19 protein-coding genes are annotated in these 18,090 nt (G+C 60.2%); 9 read left to right on the top strand and 10 right to left on the bottom strand.

Translation table 11 applies throughout. The annotated features are described in order from the left end of the window. Positions 1–104: 104 nt before the first annotated feature. From VF629_RS00890 to VF629_RS00870, 5 genes are all read left to right on the top strand, one after another. Complete coding sequence (locus VF629_RS00890) at positions 105–956, top strand: hypothetical protein (protein WP_331056552.1); 852 nt, start codon at positions 105–107, stop codon at positions 954–956. Between the two features lie 19 nt (positions 957–975). After that, on the top strand, positions 976–1,356 hold the full coding sequence (locus VF629_RS00885; RefSeq protein ID WP_331056551.1) for a hypothetical protein: 381 nt from the start codon (positions 976–978) through the stop codon (positions 1,354–1,356). A 129-nt stretch (positions 1,357–1,485) separates the two neighbouring features. Further along, a complete protein-coding gene (locus VF629_RS00880) occupies positions 1,486–2,541 on the top strand; it encodes a hypothetical protein (protein ID WP_331056550.1) in 1,056 nt (351 codons plus the stop codon). Positions 2,542–2,551: 10 nt separating this feature from the next. Then, positions 2,552–3,235, top strand: coding sequence for a recombinase family protein (locus VF629_RS00875; RefSeq protein WP_331056549.1), 684 nt, complete (start codon positions 2,552–2,554; stop codon positions 3,233–3,235). Positions 3,236–3,247: 12 nt separating this feature from the next. Further along, on the top strand, positions 3,248–6,289 hold the full coding sequence (locus VF629_RS00870) for a Tn3 family transposase (protein WP_331056548.1): 3,042 nt from the start codon (positions 3,248–3,250) through the stop codon (positions 6,287–6,289). A gap of 20 nt (positions 6,290–6,309) precedes the next feature. On the opposite strand, the gene topA is transcribed toward VF629_RS00870, so the two are convergent. Further along, positions 6,310–7,950 carry a type I DNA topoisomerase gene (gene topA / locus VF629_RS00865; RefSeq protein ID WP_331056547.1) on the bottom strand — a complete coding sequence of 547 codons (1,641 nt, stop codon included), beginning with the start codon at positions 7,948–7,950 and terminating at the stop codon, positions 6,310–6,312. Positions 7,951–8,224: 274 nt separating this feature from the next. Between topA and VF629_RS00860 the strand changes: the two genes are divergently transcribed. Continuing rightward, on the top strand, positions 8,225–8,821 hold the full coding sequence (locus VF629_RS00860; RefSeq protein WP_331056546.1) for a hypothetical protein: 597 nt from the start codon (positions 8,225–8,227) through the stop codon (positions 8,819–8,821). Positions 8,822–8,858: 37 nt separating this feature from the next. On the opposite strand, the gene VF629_RS00855 is transcribed toward VF629_RS00860, so the two are convergent. The 9 genes from VF629_RS00855 to VF629_RS00815 form a co-directional block, all read right to left on the bottom strand. Further along, positions 8,859–9,173 carry a hypothetical protein gene (locus tag VF629_RS00855; protein WP_331056545.1) on the bottom strand — a complete coding sequence of 105 codons (315 nt, stop codon included), beginning with the start codon at positions 9,171–9,173 and terminating at the stop codon, positions 8,859–8,861. Between the two features lie 157 nt (positions 9,174–9,330). Further along, complete coding sequence (locus tag VF629_RS00850) at positions 9,331–9,714, bottom strand: response regulator (protein WP_331056544.1); 384 nt, start codon at positions 9,712–9,714, stop codon at positions 9,331–9,333. A 7-nt stretch (positions 9,715–9,721) separates the two neighbouring features. Beyond that, positions 9,722–10,366: a HAMP domain-containing sensor histidine kinase gene (locus VF629_RS00845; protein ID WP_331056609.1), complete on the bottom strand. Its 645-nt coding sequence runs from the start codon at positions 10,364–10,366 to the stop codon at positions 9,722–9,724. A 12-nt stretch (positions 10,367–10,378) separates the two neighbouring features. Further along, positions 10,379–10,798, bottom strand: coding sequence for a PAS domain-containing protein (locus tag VF629_RS00840; protein ID WP_331056543.1), 420 nt, complete (start codon positions 10,796–10,798; stop codon positions 10,379–10,381). A gap of 273 nt (positions 10,799–11,071) precedes the next feature. Further along, complete coding sequence (locus VF629_RS00835) at positions 11,072–11,566, bottom strand: hypothetical protein (RefSeq protein WP_331056542.1); 495 nt, start codon at positions 11,564–11,566, stop codon at positions 11,072–11,074. Positions 11,567–11,642: 76 nt separating this feature from the next. Beyond that, positions 11,643–11,978, bottom strand: coding sequence for a hypothetical protein (locus tag VF629_RS00830; protein WP_331056541.1), 336 nt, complete (start codon positions 11,976–11,978; stop codon positions 11,643–11,645). 28 nt (positions 11,979–12,006) lie between these two features. Beyond that, on the bottom strand, positions 12,007–12,342 hold the full coding sequence (locus VF629_RS00825) for a hypothetical protein (RefSeq protein ID WP_331056540.1): 336 nt from the start codon (positions 12,340–12,342) through the stop codon (positions 12,007–12,009). 11 nt (positions 12,343–12,353) lie between these two features. Beyond that, positions 12,354–12,644, bottom strand: coding sequence for a hypothetical protein (locus tag VF629_RS00820; protein WP_331056539.1), 291 nt, complete (start codon positions 12,642–12,644; stop codon positions 12,354–12,356). Between the two features lie 10 nt (positions 12,645–12,654). After that, positions 12,655–12,999 carry a hypothetical protein gene (locus VF629_RS00815; RefSeq protein WP_196294820.1) on the bottom strand — a complete coding sequence of 115 codons (345 nt, stop codon included), beginning with the start codon at positions 12,997–12,999 and terminating at the stop codon, positions 12,655–12,657. Between the two features lie 1,247 nt (positions 13,000–14,246). On the opposite strand from VF629_RS00815, the gene VF629_RS00810 reads away from it, so the two are divergent. From VF629_RS00810 to VF629_RS00800, 3 genes are all read left to right on the top strand, one after another. Continuing rightward, positions 14,247–15,389 carry a replication initiation protein gene (locus VF629_RS00810; RefSeq protein ID WP_331056538.1) on the top strand — a complete coding sequence of 381 codons (1,143 nt, stop codon included), beginning with the start codon at positions 14,247–14,249 and terminating at the stop codon, positions 15,387–15,389. Between the two features lie 759 nt (positions 15,390–16,148). Then, a complete protein-coding gene (locus VF629_RS00805; RefSeq protein ID WP_331056537.1) occupies positions 16,149–16,715 on the top strand; it encodes a hypothetical protein in 567 nt (188 codons plus the stop codon). A gap of 167 nt (positions 16,716–16,882) precedes the next feature. Next, positions 16,883–17,962 carry a cation:proton antiporter gene (locus VF629_RS00800; RefSeq protein ID WP_331056536.1) on the top strand — a complete coding sequence of 360 codons (1,080 nt, stop codon included), beginning with the start codon at positions 16,883–16,885 and terminating at the stop codon, positions 17,960–17,962. Positions 17,963–18,090 lie beyond the last annotated feature (128 nt).

Genomic DNA, 18,090 nt, shown 5'->3' with positions numbered 1-18,090 from the left:
TCAGTACTCCTTACTAGCCAGTTGGGTTAGGCAACAGGTTCTGGGTGCTGATAGGTAGTTGGGGAAAGCAAGTGCCTTATCTTGCCAATGCTAGCCTCCCCGTTATGGACCCCATCGCCGACCAGACCACTCACGCCACCGACCCGGCTCAATTACCAGCCCTGCTACAGCAACTCGTCGCGGACTTGGCCGACCCCGCCATTACCTATCTGCTAGGGGGCCACTACTATGACCGCACGAATCATCCGCGCTACCGGCACTTCCCCGCCGTGTTTGCCCTGCGGCAGGGCGAGGTAGACAACGTGGAGGTGGGACTAGATTTCGTGGCCTTCGACACGGAATTGGTGCGCTACCCCGAACGGGGCGAACGGCATTACCCGGGCCCGTGGGCCGACCGCTTCCGGGCCACCGTTCCCTTCGACCAGCTGTATCAGCTCTGCCGCAAACAACTCACGTCTGCCGAGCAAACGGCGGACGAGATTCGCTACGGCCCCGACACCATTATTTATTATAACGCGCAGGTCTATCAGCGCTACCCCACCCCGGCCGATATCAACCAGGCCTATGCGGCGGCTCCCCCCTCCGGAGAACACCCGCTGGTGGCCGTGCTGACGGCGGTGGAGGCGGGCCTGGCAGACCCCAACAATCACTACCTGGTGAATACCACCTCTTTCGAGAGCCCGGACGGCCCCGTGCTACTGGGTATGCTCCATCTACAGACCCATACTATTCAAGACTTAGTTATTGAAGAGGAGGGTTTCACGTGCTCCGTGCGGTTCGACCCGTACGACCGGCGCGCGTGGTCAACCGTACGCGTGGCCTTTGCCCAGGTCTGGCAAGTACTGTGCAGCGATAGTCCCCAAGTAGACATGGAAGAAGTCGAAGAGGCCGGCGGCCTCCTGTACGATGCCCCCGAGGTGTTGAGTGCCCACGCTCGGCAGGGGCGAATAGCTTAAGTGATTTACTGACTTCCCCATGGAAGAGCTCCTCCGCCCCCGACATCCCCTAGATAAGTACCACCAGTCGCAGTTAGAATTTCTGGCGGCGCTGCCGGAAGCGCAGCGCGCCTACCACGCCCGGCTGTTTCGGCTCGGCAACGCCAGCTACCGCTATCAACAGCAGGCTGAGGGCGCGGTGACGGAAGACGACTTTCACCATTGGCTCGAAGGCTTGCCCGAGAAGATGCGGCTAGCCATGGAACGCGATGGCTTCGCGGCCAGCAAGAACAGCCTACCCCTGCGGCGCCATGCGCTCGAGCGCCGCGACCTGGGCCACGATGCCTTCTTGCAAGCCATCCTCTCGCCCGAGGACTGGGCTTATCAGCAGGAGTTGGCGCAGTCGCCACCCCCGAAGTAGTAGCGTACCTAACGGGAGAAAAAGCAATGGTCGACGACCGGCTTCGGGTGGCCGAATAACGTTTTTCGGCAAAAGTTTCAAGTTAAGGACGTTCGTCTTTAGCATGAAACCTGGTACTTTTAGGCCCTGATGGCTGCCAAAAAGACCCTTGCTCCCCCGCCGGTGCTCAACGACCGGCAGCGCCACTACCTGCTGGCCGCTTACCAGCTCGACCAGCAATTGGAGGCAGCCCATCGGAAGGACTACCTCCGCGGCGTCAGCACGCCGGCCGCCGAGTGGCGGGCGATGCCCTACGGGCGGTGGCAACACTTTTTGGAGAAGCCCCCGACTAAGCTGCGCCAGTTGATTGAAGCACAGCAAGACGCCAGCCAGCAGCGGCTGGTCGACCCGGGCACCGGCAGCACGTGGAAAGCGTTGGCCGAACGGGGCTTGGTTGAGGTAGAGGAGCGGACCATCACGAAAGGTTCGGAGGGGTATTCGCTGCCGCATATTCTGCTGACCCGGGAGGGGCGCAAGTTGGTGCGCCAACTCACCGGCGAAGTGCGCCCGGTGGTGCCGCGGAAGGTCAAGCTTGCGCAACCCGAAGGCTTATTGACCGCCCAGCAGTGGTTAGCCCTGGTTCGACTCTACGAGCTGGATTACGAGGGCCTGCCCGCCGACGATGAGCAGGCCCTCAGCTATGACCGCATTCCGCTTACTGACTTGGAACAGTTGCGCGAACGGGGCCTGGTCGCCGGCACACCCCTTGACGAGTCGTTGCCGGCGAAACACTACACCATTACGGAGCAGGGCCGCGCGTTCTACTATACGTACTACCGCACCAACGCCCTGGCCTACCACCGGGGGCACGAATTGCCGCGCCCGGTGCTCACGGCGGAGCAGCGCGCTTTTTGGCAGCGCATGGAAGAACTGAATCTCGCCAAGACCCAAGCCATCGGCCCGACGAAAGAGGCGCACGAGGCCGTGCGGCGGGAAATGCTTCGATTTCAGATTGCCGGCCCGTTCCATACGCTCTACGTGGCGCCCTATTGGTACGTCGCCTTGGCCGGTCGGGGCATTGAACTAGCGCCCAACATCGCGCTGGTGGACAGCCACCTGGACACGGAAGCGGAAGCCGTAACCGCCGGCCAGCAATTGGTTGCGCGGTGGAAGCTCCAATTATCCTGGCTGGAACCAGCTGTCTAAGTTACGCGTGATGGAGTACGTTCTTTACCTGCGAGCGAGCACCCAGCGCCAGGGCCTGAGCGGGCTGGGGCTGGAAGGCCAGCGCCTGATTGCCCACCGCTTTCTACAACCCGGTGACCGCATTCTGTCCGAATACATCGAGGTGGAAAGCGGGCGCAAGAATAACCGGCCCGAGATGGCCAAGGCCATCGTGGAAACGCGCACCGCCGGGGCCACGCTGCTGGTGGCGGAGATGTCGCGCTTGGCCCGTAGCGTGTACTTCACATCAAAGCTGATGGAGGAAAAGGTGCGCTTCAAGGCGTGCGACATCCCCCACGCCGATGAGTTCACCATTAACATCCTGGCGGCCGTGGCGCAGAAGGCGGCCAAGGATATTTCCGATAGCACGAAACGCGGGTTGGCAGCCAAGAAGGCCCGGGGCTTTGAGCTGGGCAACCCGCAGAACTTTACCAGCGACTCGCGTGCGCTGGGCCGGGCGGCCGTGCAGCGCAACGCCCAGGAGCACGTCGCCAACAAGCAAGCCCGGCGGCTGGCGGTGCTGCTGCGCCGCGACGGGCTGACGCTGGCCGCCATCGCCGACGAGTTGAACACCCACGGCTACCGCACCCGGCGGGGCCAACTCTTTCGCAAGAGTACCGTGTACCGCCTGCTGCCCCGCGAGCAGCCGGCAGTGCCAGAACCAGTAGCGGCCTAAAGACTAATTTGGATGCCCGTAGAAATTCTCAGCGACGAGCAAGCGGCCCGCTACGGACGCTACCAAGCGGACCCAAACGCGGAGCAGCTTACCCGCTATTTCTACCTCAGCCCGGCCGATGGACAGTTTCTGGCCCAGCGCCGCCGGGCGGCCAATAAGCTGGGCTGCGCCGTCCAATTGGGTACGCTACGGTTTCTGGGCACGTTTCTGCCGGAGCCTACCCAGGTACCGGCCGTCGTGGTGGATATCCTGGCCACCCAGTTGGGCGTAGACCCCGCCGAACTGGCCGGCTATCGCAAGCGTCCGAACACCTGGCACGAGCACCAGCCCCGCATTTTGGCGCACCTGGGCTACCAGCCCTACGACGTCCGGCAGTCCTTCCGGCTCACCCGCTGGTTGTACGCGCAGGTCTTGACCAGCACGGTGCGGCCCAGCGTGTTGGTGGACTTGGCCACGGCGCACCTGATTGCCCAGCGGGTCGTCTTACCCGGCGTGACCGTGCTGGCCCGTCTGATTGCCCGGGTGCGCGAACGCACGGGCCGTCACCTCTACCGCCAGCTGCACGCGCGCCTCACGGAGTCCCAGCGAACGGTGCTGGAAGCGCTCCTGACCGTGCCGGCCGGGGAGCGACTTACCAAGCTAGAGCTGTTGCGTACCCCGCCCACCCGCGTTTCTGCGCCCGCCCTGGTGGCCGCGTTGCACCGCGTGGACCAGATTCGCGCGCTCGGGGTCAGTGCTGTACCGGTAGCCGACTTGCCGGAAGCCCGGCTGGCGCGCCTGGCCCGCCATGCCCAACTGGCGTGGGCGCAGACCCTGGTCCGGATGAGCGAAGAGCGCCGCCTGGCAACGCTGTTGGTCTTCGTGCAAGCACTGGAGCGCACGGCCACGGATGACCTGCTGGACCTGTTCGACAACTTGTTGACCTCCCTGGCCCTGCGCGGAGAAACGAAGCGCCGGCGCGAACGCCTCCGCTCCCTCAAGGACCTGGACCAGGCGGCGTTGGTATTGCAACGAGCAGTGCAATTGCTGCTCGACGATGCCGCGCCGGACGCGGCCCTACGGCAGCAGGTACTCGACGCCATTGGCGAGGAGCCCCTGCGCAAGGCAGCAGCCACCGTGCAGGAATTGGCTAGTCCGGGCGATGACCCGCTGCTAGAAGCCTTGAGCGGCAGTTACGCCACGGTTCGTCGGTTTCTACCCGCTTTACTGACAGGTGTCACCTTCGAAGGTACTCCGGCCGCGAAGCCCCTGCTGGAAGCGTGGTCCTTTTTGCAGCAGCAAGAGGCCAGCGGCCGGGGCCGCCCGAAGTGGAGCGTCGCCCCGCGCTCGGTCGTGCCAACCAGTTGGGCCCGACGGGTATTCCCGGCGAAAGGAGAAGTCAACGCTCAAGCCTATACCCTGTGCGTGCTGGAGCGGTTGCACCAAGCCTTGCGCCGCCGGGAGGTGTTCGTGCCGGACAGCGAGCGCTACGCCGACCCACGGGCCGAACTGCTGCGCGGGGCGGCCTGGGAAACGGCGCGGGATTCGGTGGCGAGGGCCCTGGACCGCTCCCTCGACCCGGCCGTGGAGTTGGCTCATCTCCAGCAGCAGCTACGGACGGCATACACGGAGGTAAGCGAGAATCTCGCCCACAATACGGCCCTGCAACTGGTGCCGCACGAGGGTGGACCGCTGGTCGTGCTTACCCCCTTACCCGCGCAAGCCGAGCCTGCCAGCTTGGCACACCTGCGGGCGCAGGTGGCCAGCGCACTGCCCCAGGTCGAATTAGCGGCCCTGTTACTGGAAGTGGAAGCGTTTACCGGCTTCGCCAGTGCCTTTACCCACGTCTCTGATGGGCAGCCCGCCGCGGCTGACCTGCCGCTGAGCATTTGCGCCGTGCTGCTGGCCCAGGCCTGTAACATCGGCCTGAACACGGTGGCGCGGGCCGACGTGCCGGCGCTGACGCTGGCGCGCCTGGGGTGGGTGCAGCAAAACTACGTGCGGGTGGAAACGCTCACGGCTGCCAATGCCCGGCTCGTCGAGGCGCAGGCAGTCCTCCCGCTGGCGCAGGCCTGGGGCGGCGGGGAGGTCGCCTCGGCCGATGGGATGCGGTTCGTGGTGCCCGTGCGCACGCTGCACGCCGGCTGGAATCGAAAATATTTCGGCGCCGAGCGCGGGGTGACGTATTACAACTTTACCAGCGACCAGTTCACGGGCTTTCACGGCATCGTGATTCCCGGCACCCTGCGGGATTCGCTTTTCATTCTGGCCGGCCTGCTGGAGCAGCAGACCCACTTGGACCCGCGCGAAATCATGGCCGATACCCACGGGTTTAGCGAAGTGGTATTTGGGCTGTTTGCGTTGCTGGGCTACCGCTTCAGCCCCCGGCTAGCTGACCTCTCGGACCAGCGCTTCTGGCGCCTAAATAAGGAAGACGATTACGGCCCGCTCAACGAATTGGGCCGCCACGTGGTCAACCGCCGCCTGATTCACGACCACTGGGACGACATGCTGCGCCTGGCCGGCTCGCTCAAACTGGGTAAAGTCAAGGCCACGGCCGTGATGCGGACGCTTCAGCGGTCCGGCGCGCTGTCAGGGTTAGGCCGGGCGGTAGCGGAATTAGGTCGGGTGGTAGCGGAATTAGGTCGGGTGGAGAAAACCCTGTACCTGTTGGCTTACGTGCAGGACGAGGCCTACCGGCGGCGCATCCTGGTGCAACTCAACCGGGGCGAGGGGCGGCACGCCGTGGCCCGGGCCGTATTTCACGGCAAGAAGGGCGAACTGCGCCAGCGCTACCGGGAGGGAATGGAAGACCAACTGGGTGCCTTAGGGCTCGTGGTCAACGCCTTGGTGCTGTGGAACACGCGGTATCTGCAACAGGCGCTGGAACAATGGCAACAAACGGAAGGGGAGCCTCCGGCGGACGAAGTGTCGCGCCTCTCGCCCCTGCTGCACGAGCACATCAACATGCTGGGCCGCTACGATTTTACCCTACCTGACCGTATTGCCGCCGGCGAGTTGCGGCCGCTGCGTAACCCCAGTAGCTGGGAAGAGCAACTGGTCGAAATTCCTTAGCGGGGTTTTCTGTTCCTACTCTAGTGAGACCCCATCACCTTGGGGAAGTTGCGTTCCAGAAACTCCGTGACCTGGGTGCCGGTGGCCGTGGGCAACAGCTTGTCCTTGTCTGCGCCCAGCGTTTCGCTGCGCTGGCTGGTGCTCAGCTGCCCGCCCTGCCAGGTCAGTACTTGCGCCGTGAGCTTCTTGCCCGCCACGCTGCCCGTGCTGATGTACTGACGGGCGAAAATCGTGCGCAGGATGGACGCGTAGGTGCTCGGCCGGCCAATGCCCTGCTTTTCCAGGTCCGCGACCAAGGTGGCCTCGTTGTAGCGCTTAGCGGGCCGGGCAAAGCTCTGGCAAGCCTCCAGCTTTACCAGCGTTAGCACCTCGCCTTCCTGCACCGGATGCTTAAGGGTCGTTTTCGCCTCATCATCGGACTCCTCCCCTTCTTCCTCGGCATCCTGGTACACGGCCAGGTAGCCAGCGCGGGTGAGCAGGCGGGTGGAGCTGGTATAAGTGTCAGTGGCATCGGCCGCCGGCGCAAGGGTTATCGTGGTCTGGTCGTACTGGGCGGCCAGCATCTGCGAGGCTAGGGCGCGGGTGTATATCAGCCGGTAGAGCGCCTGCTCGTCGGGCGTGTCGCCGGCGTGGGTCTGCTCCCAGTGGGTGGGGCGGATGGCTTCGTGGGCTTCCTGCGCGCCGTCCTTGTTTTTGGTCTGGCGTGCCTGGAATTGACCGGCTCCGAACTGCGCCACAATCTGTGCCTGGGCTTGCTGAGTGGCCTCCTCGCCCAGGTTCACGCTGTCGGTGCGGATGTAGGTAATGTGGCCGCCCTCAAACAGCTTCTGGGCCAAGTCCGACACCTTCTGCACGGTGAACCGGAGCTTTTTCACACCTTCCTGCTGCAATGTCGAGGTGGAGAAAGCTGGCGCGGGCTGGCGCTCCACGGGCTTCTTCTCCACGCCCAGCACGCCAAAGCCCGTGCCGCGGCCAGCCTGCTGCAGGTAGGCCTGCGCCTGGTCGAGCGCTGCGAAGGGTTGGTTAGTGCGGCGGGCGCGCAGCTGCTCGCCGTGACTGGTCTGCAGGGTGGCCACCACCGGCACGGTGAACGTGTCGGTGAACTGCTGAATCTGCCGCTCCCGCTCCACTACCAGGCGCACGGCCACCGACTGCACCCGGCCCGCCGAGAGGCCAGCCGCCAGCTTGCGATTGAGCACCGGACTGATGGTGAAGCCCACCAACCGGTCCACGGCCCGCCGGCCCTCCTGGGCGTGCACCAGGTGCAGGTCTACCGTGGTGGGCGCGGACAGCGCGGCCTTGATGGCCTTCTCGGTGATTTCCTGAAAGGAGATGCGCTTGGTCGTGCGCGGGTCGAGGCCCAGCACCTCGCAGAGATGAAACGCGATGGCCTCCCCTTCGCGGTCGGGGTCGGTGGCCAGGTACACCTCCTGGGGGCCGGCGGCTTTGGCCAGGCGGCGCAGGTTGGCCACCACGGCCTTTTTGTCGTCGCTAACGACGTACTTCAGCGCGTGGCCGTGCTCTCGGTCGATGCCAATGTCGCCCCCACCCACGGGCAGGTCCCGAATGTGGCCCACCGAGGCGGCCACCTCGTATTCTGGCCCCGCGTAGCCCTTGATTTTTTTAATCTTGTTGGGGCTTTCGACAATAATAAGCTTCATGCTGGGTAGCTAGTACGCAGCGAAACTACCAAGACCAATTAGCCCTCGGGAGAAAAAAGGACGAGTGGTAAAAAGTCGGCGGTGAAGTGCAGTAACTGGCTACGAATGGTAGCGAAGTTGGTGCCTGAGCTATGTGTTTGCTGACTAAAAACTATTATTGTCCCGGCAACACTAAAGTCTTGACTAGCGGCGCCTGCATAACTTGCCAAGAAGGTGGTAACACAGCAAGTGGTTCTAACTCTACAGCCAATCAGGCATCAAGCAAACCTGTAAAATGAGTTGGATAGAAGCGAAGCACCGACGCTCAGAGGAAAAGGCTGAGCTTTTGCAAAGCGCAGAACTTGAAAAAATAAGGTTGGCCCGCGAAAAACTGTTTGAAGAGCTTTCAGCACTCGGCTATGATAAGCATGGGTTGTCAATTGAGGAGGTTGACGTCAGCTATCTGTTTTTGTCAAACGATACTGATTGTTCTGATTATGGAACAGATACTTATCGGTTGGCAAAGGAGCGTAGCGCTCGTGGCCGAATCCTGAGATTAGATACTCTCAGTCCGTCCATGCTACATCAGCATGGCTTGTATGCGCATCTGGCCAATTCCCCCGCATCGTCTGGCTTCCATGCTGCATGCAGCTATTCAACAGCACTCAAGGGACTTATAGGGATTGAAAGGAAGTACCAGTACAAGTCTGCTCAGGTGATTGAGGCTTCCACTGTATATATCACTTTCAAACACGAAGGGGCGAATAGTTTCGTCTCAACGGATGAAATCATGCCGGACGGGTCACCTCGTCAAATAACCAAGCAGTTACCTATCGTTTGCGATAAGGATTATTGCAATGTGAGGACGCTCTTCTTATTGGTGAGCACCTAGCATTACTCCGAGTAAATGCTGGTTAATTTCACCACAATCAACTTGCGTCTGGCTGGTTCTTCTTGAAGCGCGGGCGGCCCAGCGCCGGCGCGGGCGGCTCGACGGGATTGTCCATCTGCTTCTGGGCCAGCTTGGTCATCGTGAGCAGGTCGGACTTGGCCAGCTCGGCCACTTTTACCAGCTCATCCAGCGTGAAAGTGCCAGGCTTGGACATGCGCACGTTGAGCGTGTTGTGCGAGATGCCGATGTGCTTGGCTGTATCGCTGCGCATGCCCAGGGCGTGAATCAATTCGGCCAGCGTATTATAGGAACTTGGTTTGAGCATAGCCGGGGCCGCAAAGAGGTCTAACACGAGCAAAGATTAGTCAATTTTTGCAACATTACGGCCCCCGCCGCCCCGTAGTTGGCCTTGGTTAAAAAATGTTACATGAGGCCCTCAGCAGATTCGCACACGAGAATTTACAAGATAAAATTTATGGTTTACCACCTGTAAAATGCCTTTCAGGGCCCTACATTTGGGCATGGATGGCTTGAATTCTCGCTTGGTCCAGCGGCTTGTGTAGCAGCCCCGCGACCAGTGGGTACTCGCGGGCCCGATTCGTGTCGGCAGGGGCCAGCGAGGAAGTAAGAATGTACACGGCACAGTGGCCCGTCAAGTGTGGCTCCAATGGTTGGAGAGCTTCCAACACGTCCCAGCCACTCATCACCGGCATGTTGAGGTCCAGCAAAATCACGCGGGGTACGGTGCCGGCCAGCGCTTGCGCCCGCAGAAAGGCCACGGCCTCCACCGGGGATACGAAGGCCGTCAGCTCCTCGCCTAGCCCTTCGCGTTCAAAGAGCCGCGTGGTCAAAAACACCGTCGTGGCGTCGTCGTCAATGAGTACGGTCCGCATCACGCAATTAGGGCAGAAAAATGGAAAAACGGGTGCCCTCATCCACCCGGCTGTGCACCGCGATGCGCCCGCCCAGCGCTTCGACGTGGGTTTTGACCAGGTATAGCCCCACGCCCCGGCCGGCGTGGCGGGGGTGAAACCGTTGGTAGAGCTTGAAGACGTTGTCCCCGGCCCCCGCCTGGTCAAAGCCCGAGCCGTTGTCGGCCACCTCAATAAACTTAGCTCCGTCCGGATTCCCGGTCGCGCTAACCTGCACCCGCAGAGGTCGCCCGTCGGCGCGGTACTTGAGGGCGTTGGACAAGAGGTTGAAGAAGATGCTGTGCAGGAAGGAGCGGTTGGTGTGCACGCGGAAGTTGTCGGGAATCTGCACGTCGATGGTGCCGCCCGCTTGCCTCAGTAACTCGTGCAGGCCTTCCACGACCTGGTGCACGACCTCGGCCAAGGGCACGGCCTCGGGCGCTTCCCAGTCCCGCTGTTCCCGCACGGCGAGGATGGTGTTCATGTCGCGCAGCACCTGGTCGAGCTGCTGCAAGTTGGCTTGCAAGTGGGCGTGGGTTTCCTGAAAATGCGGCGACCCCGATTCCTCGGTGCCCAGCAGGTTGGCCAGCCCCAGGGCATTGGCCAGCGGGGCGCGCAGGTTGTGGGACACGATGTAGGTAAACTGCTACAAGTCCCGGTTCTGCGTGAACATGGCCTCCTGGCTTTTGACCTTCTCGGTGATGTCGCGGGCCAGCATGTGCACGCCCACCACCCGGCCGTGCTCGAGCAAGGGCACCTTCACCACATCCCAGTGCCGGGGGGCACTGTTCCCCTGGCTGGCGTAGAGGTCGAAGCGCACGGGTTTGCCCGTCGCAAACGCTTCCCGCAACTTTTCTCGGAATAGCTCCCGTACGTCCAGGGGCAGAAACTCGTAGTAATTGCGGTGCAGTACCTGGTCTTTCGGCAAGCCGACTAGGGTGAGAAAGGCCGGGTTGGCGTCGAGGATGATTCCTTCTTCATTCTGATAGAGAATCAATTCGGGGCTGTTGTCCAGCAGCGATTGAAAGCGGACCTCGTTGGGGGCGATGGGGAAAGTAGAAGCCATAACGGAGCAAGCAATACGAATTACGCCCGCATTCACCCGCAGGACGCACGGAAGAGCTTACGAAGAACTGCTGCTTGGCGCTGAACCAGTCCCAAAAAGCGGGGCGGGGCCTGCATCGGGAAAGTACCACGTTGGCAGCACCCCGCGCAAAGTGGCTAAAATCGCCAAGTTTCCGGCAAGTGTTCGGTATCAGGTTTTAAAAATACTATTCATGTCCTTGCGAAGCCATAATGTAACATTTGGACCAAACTTTTAACCAAGGCCGTAGTTCGGCTATTCAAAAAAGCTGGGCGCCTGGTAGCGGACAATCTCCGCCCCGTCCGGCTCGGTGATGCGGTCGAGGTACACCAGCACGTTGCCGTCGCGGGCCTGGCGCTCGTCGGCCCGCTGCCAGATGGGGTAGAGCTCGGCGTAGGGGAAGAAGTTCATCTGGTCGAAGCCGCTGGCAAAGCCCGGCACCATTTCCGCCACCTGCTCCCGCTGCTCGTGGGACACCTCGTTGTACACCCAGCGCAGAAACTCCGCCGTGTCGGCCGGCAGGTCGAAGTAGGCCACCGTCTGCGGCACGGTGTGGCTGCCCATGTAGAGCAGCAGTTCCCAGAGCCGGTAGTGGCTTTTCTCCCGCTGCCAGTACTCCACGATGTCCCGGCGCCCGGTCCCCACGGCCTGCCCACCAAACGTCATCGTGCCGGGGTCTGCTTCGAGGGCTTTGCGAAAGCCGTAGTCGGTGGCCCAGTCCTTTTTCGTGAGGCTCGGAAAGTTGTACATGCCGGGGGTAATGGTCAGGCGTTAGAGAGGCAAGTTAAGGCAAAGCCCGAACTGAAAAACCACTTTTTATAAGCGGCTATTCCAGCCTTTGCGCGGGTGCCGGGCTGTTCCACTCGCGGTAGGCGGTGGTGTAGCGGTCGGCCACGATGGCCAGGCGCTCGGGCTGGTCGTCCCGGTTTATCCAGACGTGCGAGCTGCCGCAGTGCACGCGGTAGCCCGGGCCCAGCAGCTGGCGGGCGGCTTCGGCAAACCCGCGCAGGTCGGCCGTGTCCGGCGCGGCCTCGATAAGCTGCCGCAGCTGCTCCAGGCGTTGCGCTTCGATTGAGTCGACTGGTTGTTGCTCCACGGCCAGATAAGCCAGCTGCAGAGCGAAAACGGGGCTATTCAGGGGGTACGGAGTGGTGGCGGGCATGGCAAAAAGAACAAAAGGGAGATAATGGCTACTGCTGGGGAGATTCCGGGCGGGCAAGCTCCCGCGCCAGCAGCAGGACCTCGGCATCGTGAAAGGCCTGGCCGAACACCCCGCGCTGGTAGTCCCGGGCCAGCTGACCCACGTTCACAAACTCGTAGCGCAGGCCCGTATCACCCAGCGGTTGCAGGAACTGGTCAGCCTCCTCGGCGCTGAAGCCACTCAGGTCGCGGCCGTCGCTGAGCAGCAGCTGCACGCCGGGGCGCTCGTGGCGGCCCCGCTCGTAGGTGGTGTAAATCAGGCCGACGGCCCGCTCCCGGGCATAATACACGGCGTCGCCAACAACTAAATCCTGGGGCTGGGTCATGGCATAATGGTTTAAAGCAACAAGAGGGAAAACTGACCGCCCTGGTCCTCGCGGGGGGCCCGCAGGGCCTCGCGGCCGATGGGGCGTACCGCTCGTACCAGGGCGTTGAGCACGTCGAAATCGGCTTGGGTATCGAGGCTGAGTCCGAGTCGGGGCGCTACTTCGGCGGTCAGACCCTCGCTGTCCAGGCCTTTACCCAGCTGCTGCATCAGCATTTCCACGTCGGTGATGGCGGCAATAACCCGGCTGCGGTACTGGTTCCAGCCCGGGTGGACGATGGTGGGGGCTTCGCTGGCACGCATCAGGAAGGGTCTAGAGGTGGGTATCGTAGCCCGTGACCGAGGTGAAGAGGGCCGGTAAATCCTCCCCGTACACCATTTCAAAGGTCTGCTGGTTGGTGATGACCGGCTCCCAGTCGACCAGCTTCTGGTGGTAGAACTCCACCTTGTAGGTGTCGGTCGGCATGAGGGTAATTTTCAGGCGGTTTACCTGGGCTTGGTTGCGGCGCAGGTCCATGCGCAGCCAGGGATTGGGATTGCTGGCCGTCCGGCCGGCGGCCATGAGCTTGTCGGCCCCGGTCATGACCAGGAAGCGGCGGCCCCCTAGTTGCGATAAGATGGTGTAAGCTTCTTCGACGACTTCGGGCTTGGCGCTCATAATCAAATGCTGTTTTACTGCGTCAGGGATACTAATTAAACGTAAATCGAGGCGTTAATGTTTCAATTTTATTTAAATTAAGTTGTCAATTATTGACTAATTATAACTTCTGGATAACCCAGTTGATGTTCCAATTTGCCCGCGCAGGCAGTCGCTCACAGGCAGATGCCGCTCGGAGCACCTGAATCTGTTAGGTAACAGCAGTACAAAAGCGCCAATTTCCGGGTATGGACTCAATAGTGGTTACTGTGTTTAACTAACTGTTATCTTGTACCTTAATTACTTATACCAAGTGTTTTAATGGGGAAAAATCCTTCAATAATGGGTAAATTAAAGTGTCTATTTTTAGCGGCTTATTGGTAATCCCCGCCTGTAGCTTGATTTTCCCCTCTTGTTCCTGTAGGAAAGCCTGTTTTTGGCGGATTTTCGGCTACCAGCAACCGTTTTGATGTCTAGGGCTTAGTTTTTGGCGTTAATTGCGGGCGTTTGTTTGGCAATGGCTATTGATTCGGGGTGGCCGCTCCAGAAACTGTAGCTGCTGATGAAGCTTTGAACAGCTGCTAGTTATCCTACTACCTAAGCAGTATAAGATAACTATCTCACCCTGTAATAATAGTATAAAAAAGCAGAAAAGTGCAATCCCGGTTTTTTACCTTTTTAAACTTTGTTATTTGTTTTCTTTTCGCCCCCTTGTACCGGGGGAGTACATCCTGACGGTCCTAAATGCCTTCGCCTGGTCGACGGACTAAATAGTAGTTTTTTTACTGATTAGTTAAAAAGAACATACTAGTTTACTATAAGGAGTAAACGGCCAAAAGCTAAGTTCTGGACAGGTAAAAGCTAAGTTTCGGACAGGTGCTCTGGCTGCAAAAGCTAAGTTTTGGACAGGTTTTCGCCATCAAAAAGTAAGGTCTGGACAGGTAAAAAGTAAGCTTTGGACAGGTGGGTTATCCACATCGTCTCGCCTGCTTTGGGTAGCTACTGCTGGTCGCCAAACGGAATAAACTAAGGTTTGGACAGGTGACCGGCCTTGGCCAATGCGTGCCCGATAGGTGGAGTTTGGCTGCACTGAGCGAATAAACTAAGGTTTGGACAGGTGATACTGGCAGTGGTCAGGCACATCAGACGGGTAGCTACTTGGCGGCGGGCTAAGTCAAAAGGTAAGGTAGGCGAAGTGGCACCTTACCTTTTTAGCCGTTTTGGTATATCTTGCGTATGCTTCCCACCGCTACCTGCTGCTCAACTCCATGGCTGACAAACGTATCTCCCGCGTCCCGGCTGCTCCCATGCTGGAGCTTGACCTCAAGTACGAGCCCGAATACCGGGGGGAAGTCAAGCAGCACTGGAACGTAACTTTTGCCCACCAGAAGAAGATTTCGGTATACGGCAAGCGCATCATGGCGCGGGTTATCGACCAGATTCGGGACAACGACTACCAGCTGCGGGACTTCTATCAGCTGCACATCTCTTCTATCCTGGAAGGCACCGACATCGAGCCGGAAACGGCGTATTCGAAAATCAAGGGGGCGCTCTACGAGCTGGCCGACGTGAAGTGGGAGTTTGAGAGCATCGAAAAGAAGGAATGGTACTTCCGGCACCTGCTCGACACGACCCGCGAGCAGCGCGTGGGCTACAAAGACGGCATCATCACCATCCTGCTCAACCCGCAACTAGCCCCCTACCTGGTAAAGGCGGCCCACTTCAGCAAGTTTCCGCTGCACGGCTACATGAATCTGAAAAGCTGGTACAGCATGCGGTTCTTTGAAATCCTGGCCGCCTGGCAGGACAAGGGCTACTGGGAAGTGCCGGTGGAAGAGTACCGGCAGTACATGGACTGCTGGTACGAGTACGACAAGCGCGGGCAGGTGAAGAAGGGTAAGACCGGTAAGGCGCTGATGAAGTACCCCAACACCATGCTGCTCATTGCCAATACCATGAAAGAGCCGGAAAAGGAGCTGGCCGGCACCGACTTCGAATTCACCTTCACCCCCATCTACGAAACCAGCCGGCCCACCCGGGGCCGCAAGAAGATTATCCGGTTTCGGTTCGAGCTGAAAAAAGGACCAACGCTGAAAGACATTCCCGCCTCCTGGCTGGAAAATGCGGCCACCGGCAGCATCATTGCCCGGCTGCGCGACTGGAAAGTCACCGATGCCAACATCGTCAAGTACGCCCCCATCCTCAAGCAGGAAGGGGCGCTGGAGCTACTCAAGGCCTGGGAGCTGAAGAACCGCTCGAACCGGCACATTGATGACAAGCTGCGCTACTGCAACGCGGCCTTTGTGCGGGCCGGCAAGCAGGCGCTAGAAGATGCCAAACAGGCCAAAATCGACGCCAAGAACGAGGCAGCGGAAGCAAAGCTCATCGTGCAGCAGGCTCTGAACCTGTAGGTGACAGTCGTCGCCTTATTCCATGCAAATGGACCTTCTTACTAGTAGCGAGAAATAAGCTTACTTTAAGCTCTTCCAATGGCCTTTGTAGGCTGCACAGGCTATTGGACCGGCACTCCGCGAGTACCAGCTGATTGACTCACCACGAGTTCGCACTAAAGGGCGAATCGGTGAATGAACGCTGCAGGGCCACATTTTTTAGCAGATGAATTGGCTCACGATTGGCTCAGCCAACCGTACGCTGCCAGCCACGCCTTCGCGGTAGGGTTGATATACCAAACGGCCACGTAACTGCGGTAGAGGGGCAGGCTCAAACGTTCAGGAAAGCCGCAGCAGATACCTAAGTGAGCACCGTAACGACCAGGCGCAGTGAAGCCGGGTCGTGGTTGAGCCGCAGAGCAAGTAGCTCCGTCCTTGGGAATAATGGCGTGGGCGCCGGACGGGTGACCGGCAAAGACTGGCAGAGCTGGTTGTTTGAAACTCATACCCATTGGTTTGATTCCTATTATTTGTCCGGGCCGTGCTGCCCGAACTTTGCACTTGTAAAGTACCACTGCTGGCGGCCCGATTTCGCTTGCCTGACACTTCTGGTGATGGACTTTGCTGTGGTCCGCAACGGCGCAAGGTCTTGACGGTGTCGCCGCTCTGCAGCGAGCACCAGCAACGGCCCGGCCGGGCCTTCCGGAACGTGGGCAAGCAGCCAGGTCTTACCTCCTCCTGACATCCACCAATACTAGTTGATTTCCCAACCCTTGCCCGATGGCTTACGCTGTAGTCTCTCCCCCGTTTCCGGCTGGTGCTGCCGGTTCACTCCGGGGCTTCAAAGCCTATGAGCTCGACACCTCCCGCAACCCGGTGCCCTCCTACAATCGGTTCGACTTTTACAAAGTCAGCCTGGTGACAGGCCACGTCGTGGTGCAATACGCCGGCCGTACCCTGGAGCTCAAAGGCACGCACCTGTACTTCGCCAATCCCCGCATCCCGTACACGACGCTGTTGCTCTCTGCCCGCGTCATGGGGTACGCCTGCCTGTTTACCAAGGAGTTTGTGCAAGGCAACAGCGGGCTGGGCAGTCTGCCCCAATCCCCGCTTTTTGAGCCGGGCAGCTTGCCAATCTGCCGGCTGAATGAGGTAGAAGCCACTTACAGCGCGGGAATATTCGAGCAGATGCTGGCCGCGCAGCATAGCGGCTATGCCTTTAAGAATGAGCTGCTGGCTTCTTACCTGCAGTTGCTCCTGCACGAGGGGCTGCAGCAGCAGCAACTGGGCAATTGCTTCCTGCCGGAACCTCCCGCGTTGGGTCAGTTGCCTCGGTGGCTGGGGTAAGAGCGGCACTGCCACCCGCACCAGCGAGCAGGGCCCGCAATCGGCACTGGGCTGTTGCGGGCCCTGCTTCGGCAGGGGTGCCTCAACATTCTGGCAATTTTGCCGTGAACCCTGTCTACCCCACGGCCCAGTGTGGGCGGCGGTTGATTCATCCTGGCCCGGCCCTTATGCAAAACCTCTTCCTCGAATTCATTTACCTCATCTTCATCATTCTGGCGCTGGTGATGCTGGCCAACCGGTTGCGACTGGCCTACCCCATTGTGCTGGTGCTGGGCGGGTTGGTGCTAAGTTTCACGGGTCGGTTTGCGGGCATAACGATTAGCCCGGAGGTGGTTTTCCTCGTCTTTCTGCCACCGCTGCTCTACGAATCGGCCTGGCAGGTGTCGTGGAAGGAGTTCTGGCGCTGGCGCCGCGTGATTGCCAGCTTCGCGTTTCCAGTAGTGATTCTCACCTCCTGCCTCGTGGCAGTGGTATCGCACGCCCTGATTCCGGGCTTCACGCTGGCGCTGGGCTTTTTGCTGGGCGGCATTGTCTCGCCGCCCGATGCCATTTCGGCCACCACCATCATGCGGCGGGTGCAGGTGCCCAAGTCGCTGCTCAGCATCATTGAGGGGGAAAGCCTGCTCAACGACGCGTCCTCCCTGATTGTGTTTCGCTTTGCCCTGGCGGCCGTGCTCACCGGGCAGTTCCACTTCGGGGAGGCGGCGGGCAGCTTTTTCCTGGTCATTGTGCTGGGCACGCTCATCGGCCTGGGCGTCGGGCTGGTGTTCTACGCCATTCACCGCTGGCTGCCGACCACGACCAGCATTGACACGGTGCTGACGCTGCTCACGCCCTACTGCATGTACTACGCGGCCGAGCACTTCCATTACTCCGGCGTGCTGGCCGTGGTCAGCGGCGGGCTGTTTCTTTCCAGCCGGCGCGACACGCTGCTCACCTACCGCAGCCGAATTGAAGGGGTGAACGTGTGGTCGGTGCTCAGCTTCGTCTTCAACGGGGTCATTTTCCTGCTCATCGGCCTGCAGCTGCCCGCCATTATCCAGCAGCTCGGCGACATTAGTTTGGGAGCCGCCATTGGCTACGGCCTGCTTATCACGCTGGCCCTGATTGTGGGCCGAATCATCATTTCCTTTGGCGCGCTGCTCTTTACGCGCTTCGCGAGCCACTTCATCACGGTGGCCGATGCCAATCCGAGCTGGAAAATGCCCCTCATATCGGGGTGGTCCGGCATGCGCGGCCTTGGTTAAAAGTTTGGTCCAAAAGTTAATCGGCCAGAGCCCGAGCCTGCTCCCAGTTGAAGGCGAAGAGGGCTTCGATGTCAAAGCGGAGGGAGTCTTTGAGGGCGTCGTCGGAGAAGTCAAATTCGCCGTGCAGG

The organism is Hymenobacter sp. (genome assembly GCF_036388155.1).
Taxonomy (GTDB): Bacteria; Bacteroidota; Bacteroidia; order Cytophagales; family Hymenobacteraceae; genus Hymenobacter.
Note: the sequence above shows the minus strand (reverse complement) of the source record. Positions and strands in the feature narration are given on the sequence as shown.

Coding starts and splice junctions, on each gene's coding strand:
- VF629_RS00890 (WP_331056552.1), top strand. CDS start 105: ATGGACCCCATCGCCGACCAGACCACTCACGCCACCGACCCGGCTCAA.
- VF629_RS00885 (WP_331056551.1), top strand. CDS start 976: ATGGAAGAGCTCCTCCGCCCCCGACATCCCCTAGATAAGTACCACCAG.
- VF629_RS00880 (WP_331056550.1), top strand. CDS start 1,486: ATGGCTGCCAAAAAGACCCTTGCTCCCCCGCCGGTGCTCAACGACCGG.
- VF629_RS00875 (WP_331056549.1), top strand. CDS start 2,552: ATGGAGTACGTTCTTTACCTGCGAGCGAGCACCCAGCGCCAGGGCCTG.
- VF629_RS00870 (WP_331056548.1), top strand. CDS start 3,248: ATGCCCGTAGAAATTCTCAGCGACGAGCAAGCGGCCCGCTACGGACGC.
- topA (WP_331056547.1), bottom strand. CDS start 7,950: ATGAAGCTTATTATTGTCGAAAGCCCCAACAAGATTAAAAAAATCAAG.
- VF629_RS00860 (WP_331056546.1), top strand. CDS start 8,225: ATGAGTTGGATAGAAGCGAAGCACCGACGCTCAGAGGAAAAGGCTGAG.
- VF629_RS00850 (WP_331056544.1), bottom strand. CDS start 9,714: ATGCGGACCGTACTCATTGACGACGACGCCACGACGGTGTTTTTGACC.
- VF629_RS00840 (WP_331056543.1), bottom strand. CDS start 10,798: ATGGCTTCTACTTTCCCCATCGCCCCCAACGAGGTCCGCTTTCAATCG.
- VF629_RS00835 (WP_331056542.1), bottom strand. CDS start 11,566: ATGTACAACTTTCCGAGCCTCACGAAAAAGGACTGGGCCACCGACTAC.
- VF629_RS00830 (WP_331056541.1), bottom strand. CDS start 11,978: ATGCCCGCCACCACTCCGTACCCCCTGAATAGCCCCGTTTTCGCTCTG.
- VF629_RS00825 (WP_331056540.1), bottom strand. CDS start 12,342: ATGACCCAGCCCCAGGATTTAGTTGTTGGCGACGCCGTGTATTATGCC.
- VF629_RS00820 (WP_331056539.1), bottom strand. CDS start 12,644: ATGCGTGCCAGCGAAGCCCCCACCATCGTCCACCCGGGCTGGAACCAG.
- VF629_RS00815 (WP_196294820.1), bottom strand. CDS start 12,999: ATGAGCGCCAAGCCCGAAGTCGTCGAAGAAGCTTACACCATCTTATCG.
- VF629_RS00810 (WP_331056538.1), top strand. CDS start 14,247: ATGGCTGACAAACGTATCTCCCGCGTCCCGGCTGCTCCCATGCTGGAG.
- VF629_RS00805 (WP_331056537.1), top strand. CDS start 16,149: ATGGCTTACGCTGTAGTCTCTCCCCCGTTTCCGGCTGGTGCTGCCGGT.
- VF629_RS00800 (WP_331056536.1), top strand. CDS start 16,883: ATGCAAAACCTCTTCCTCGAATTCATTTACCTCATCTTCATCATTCTG.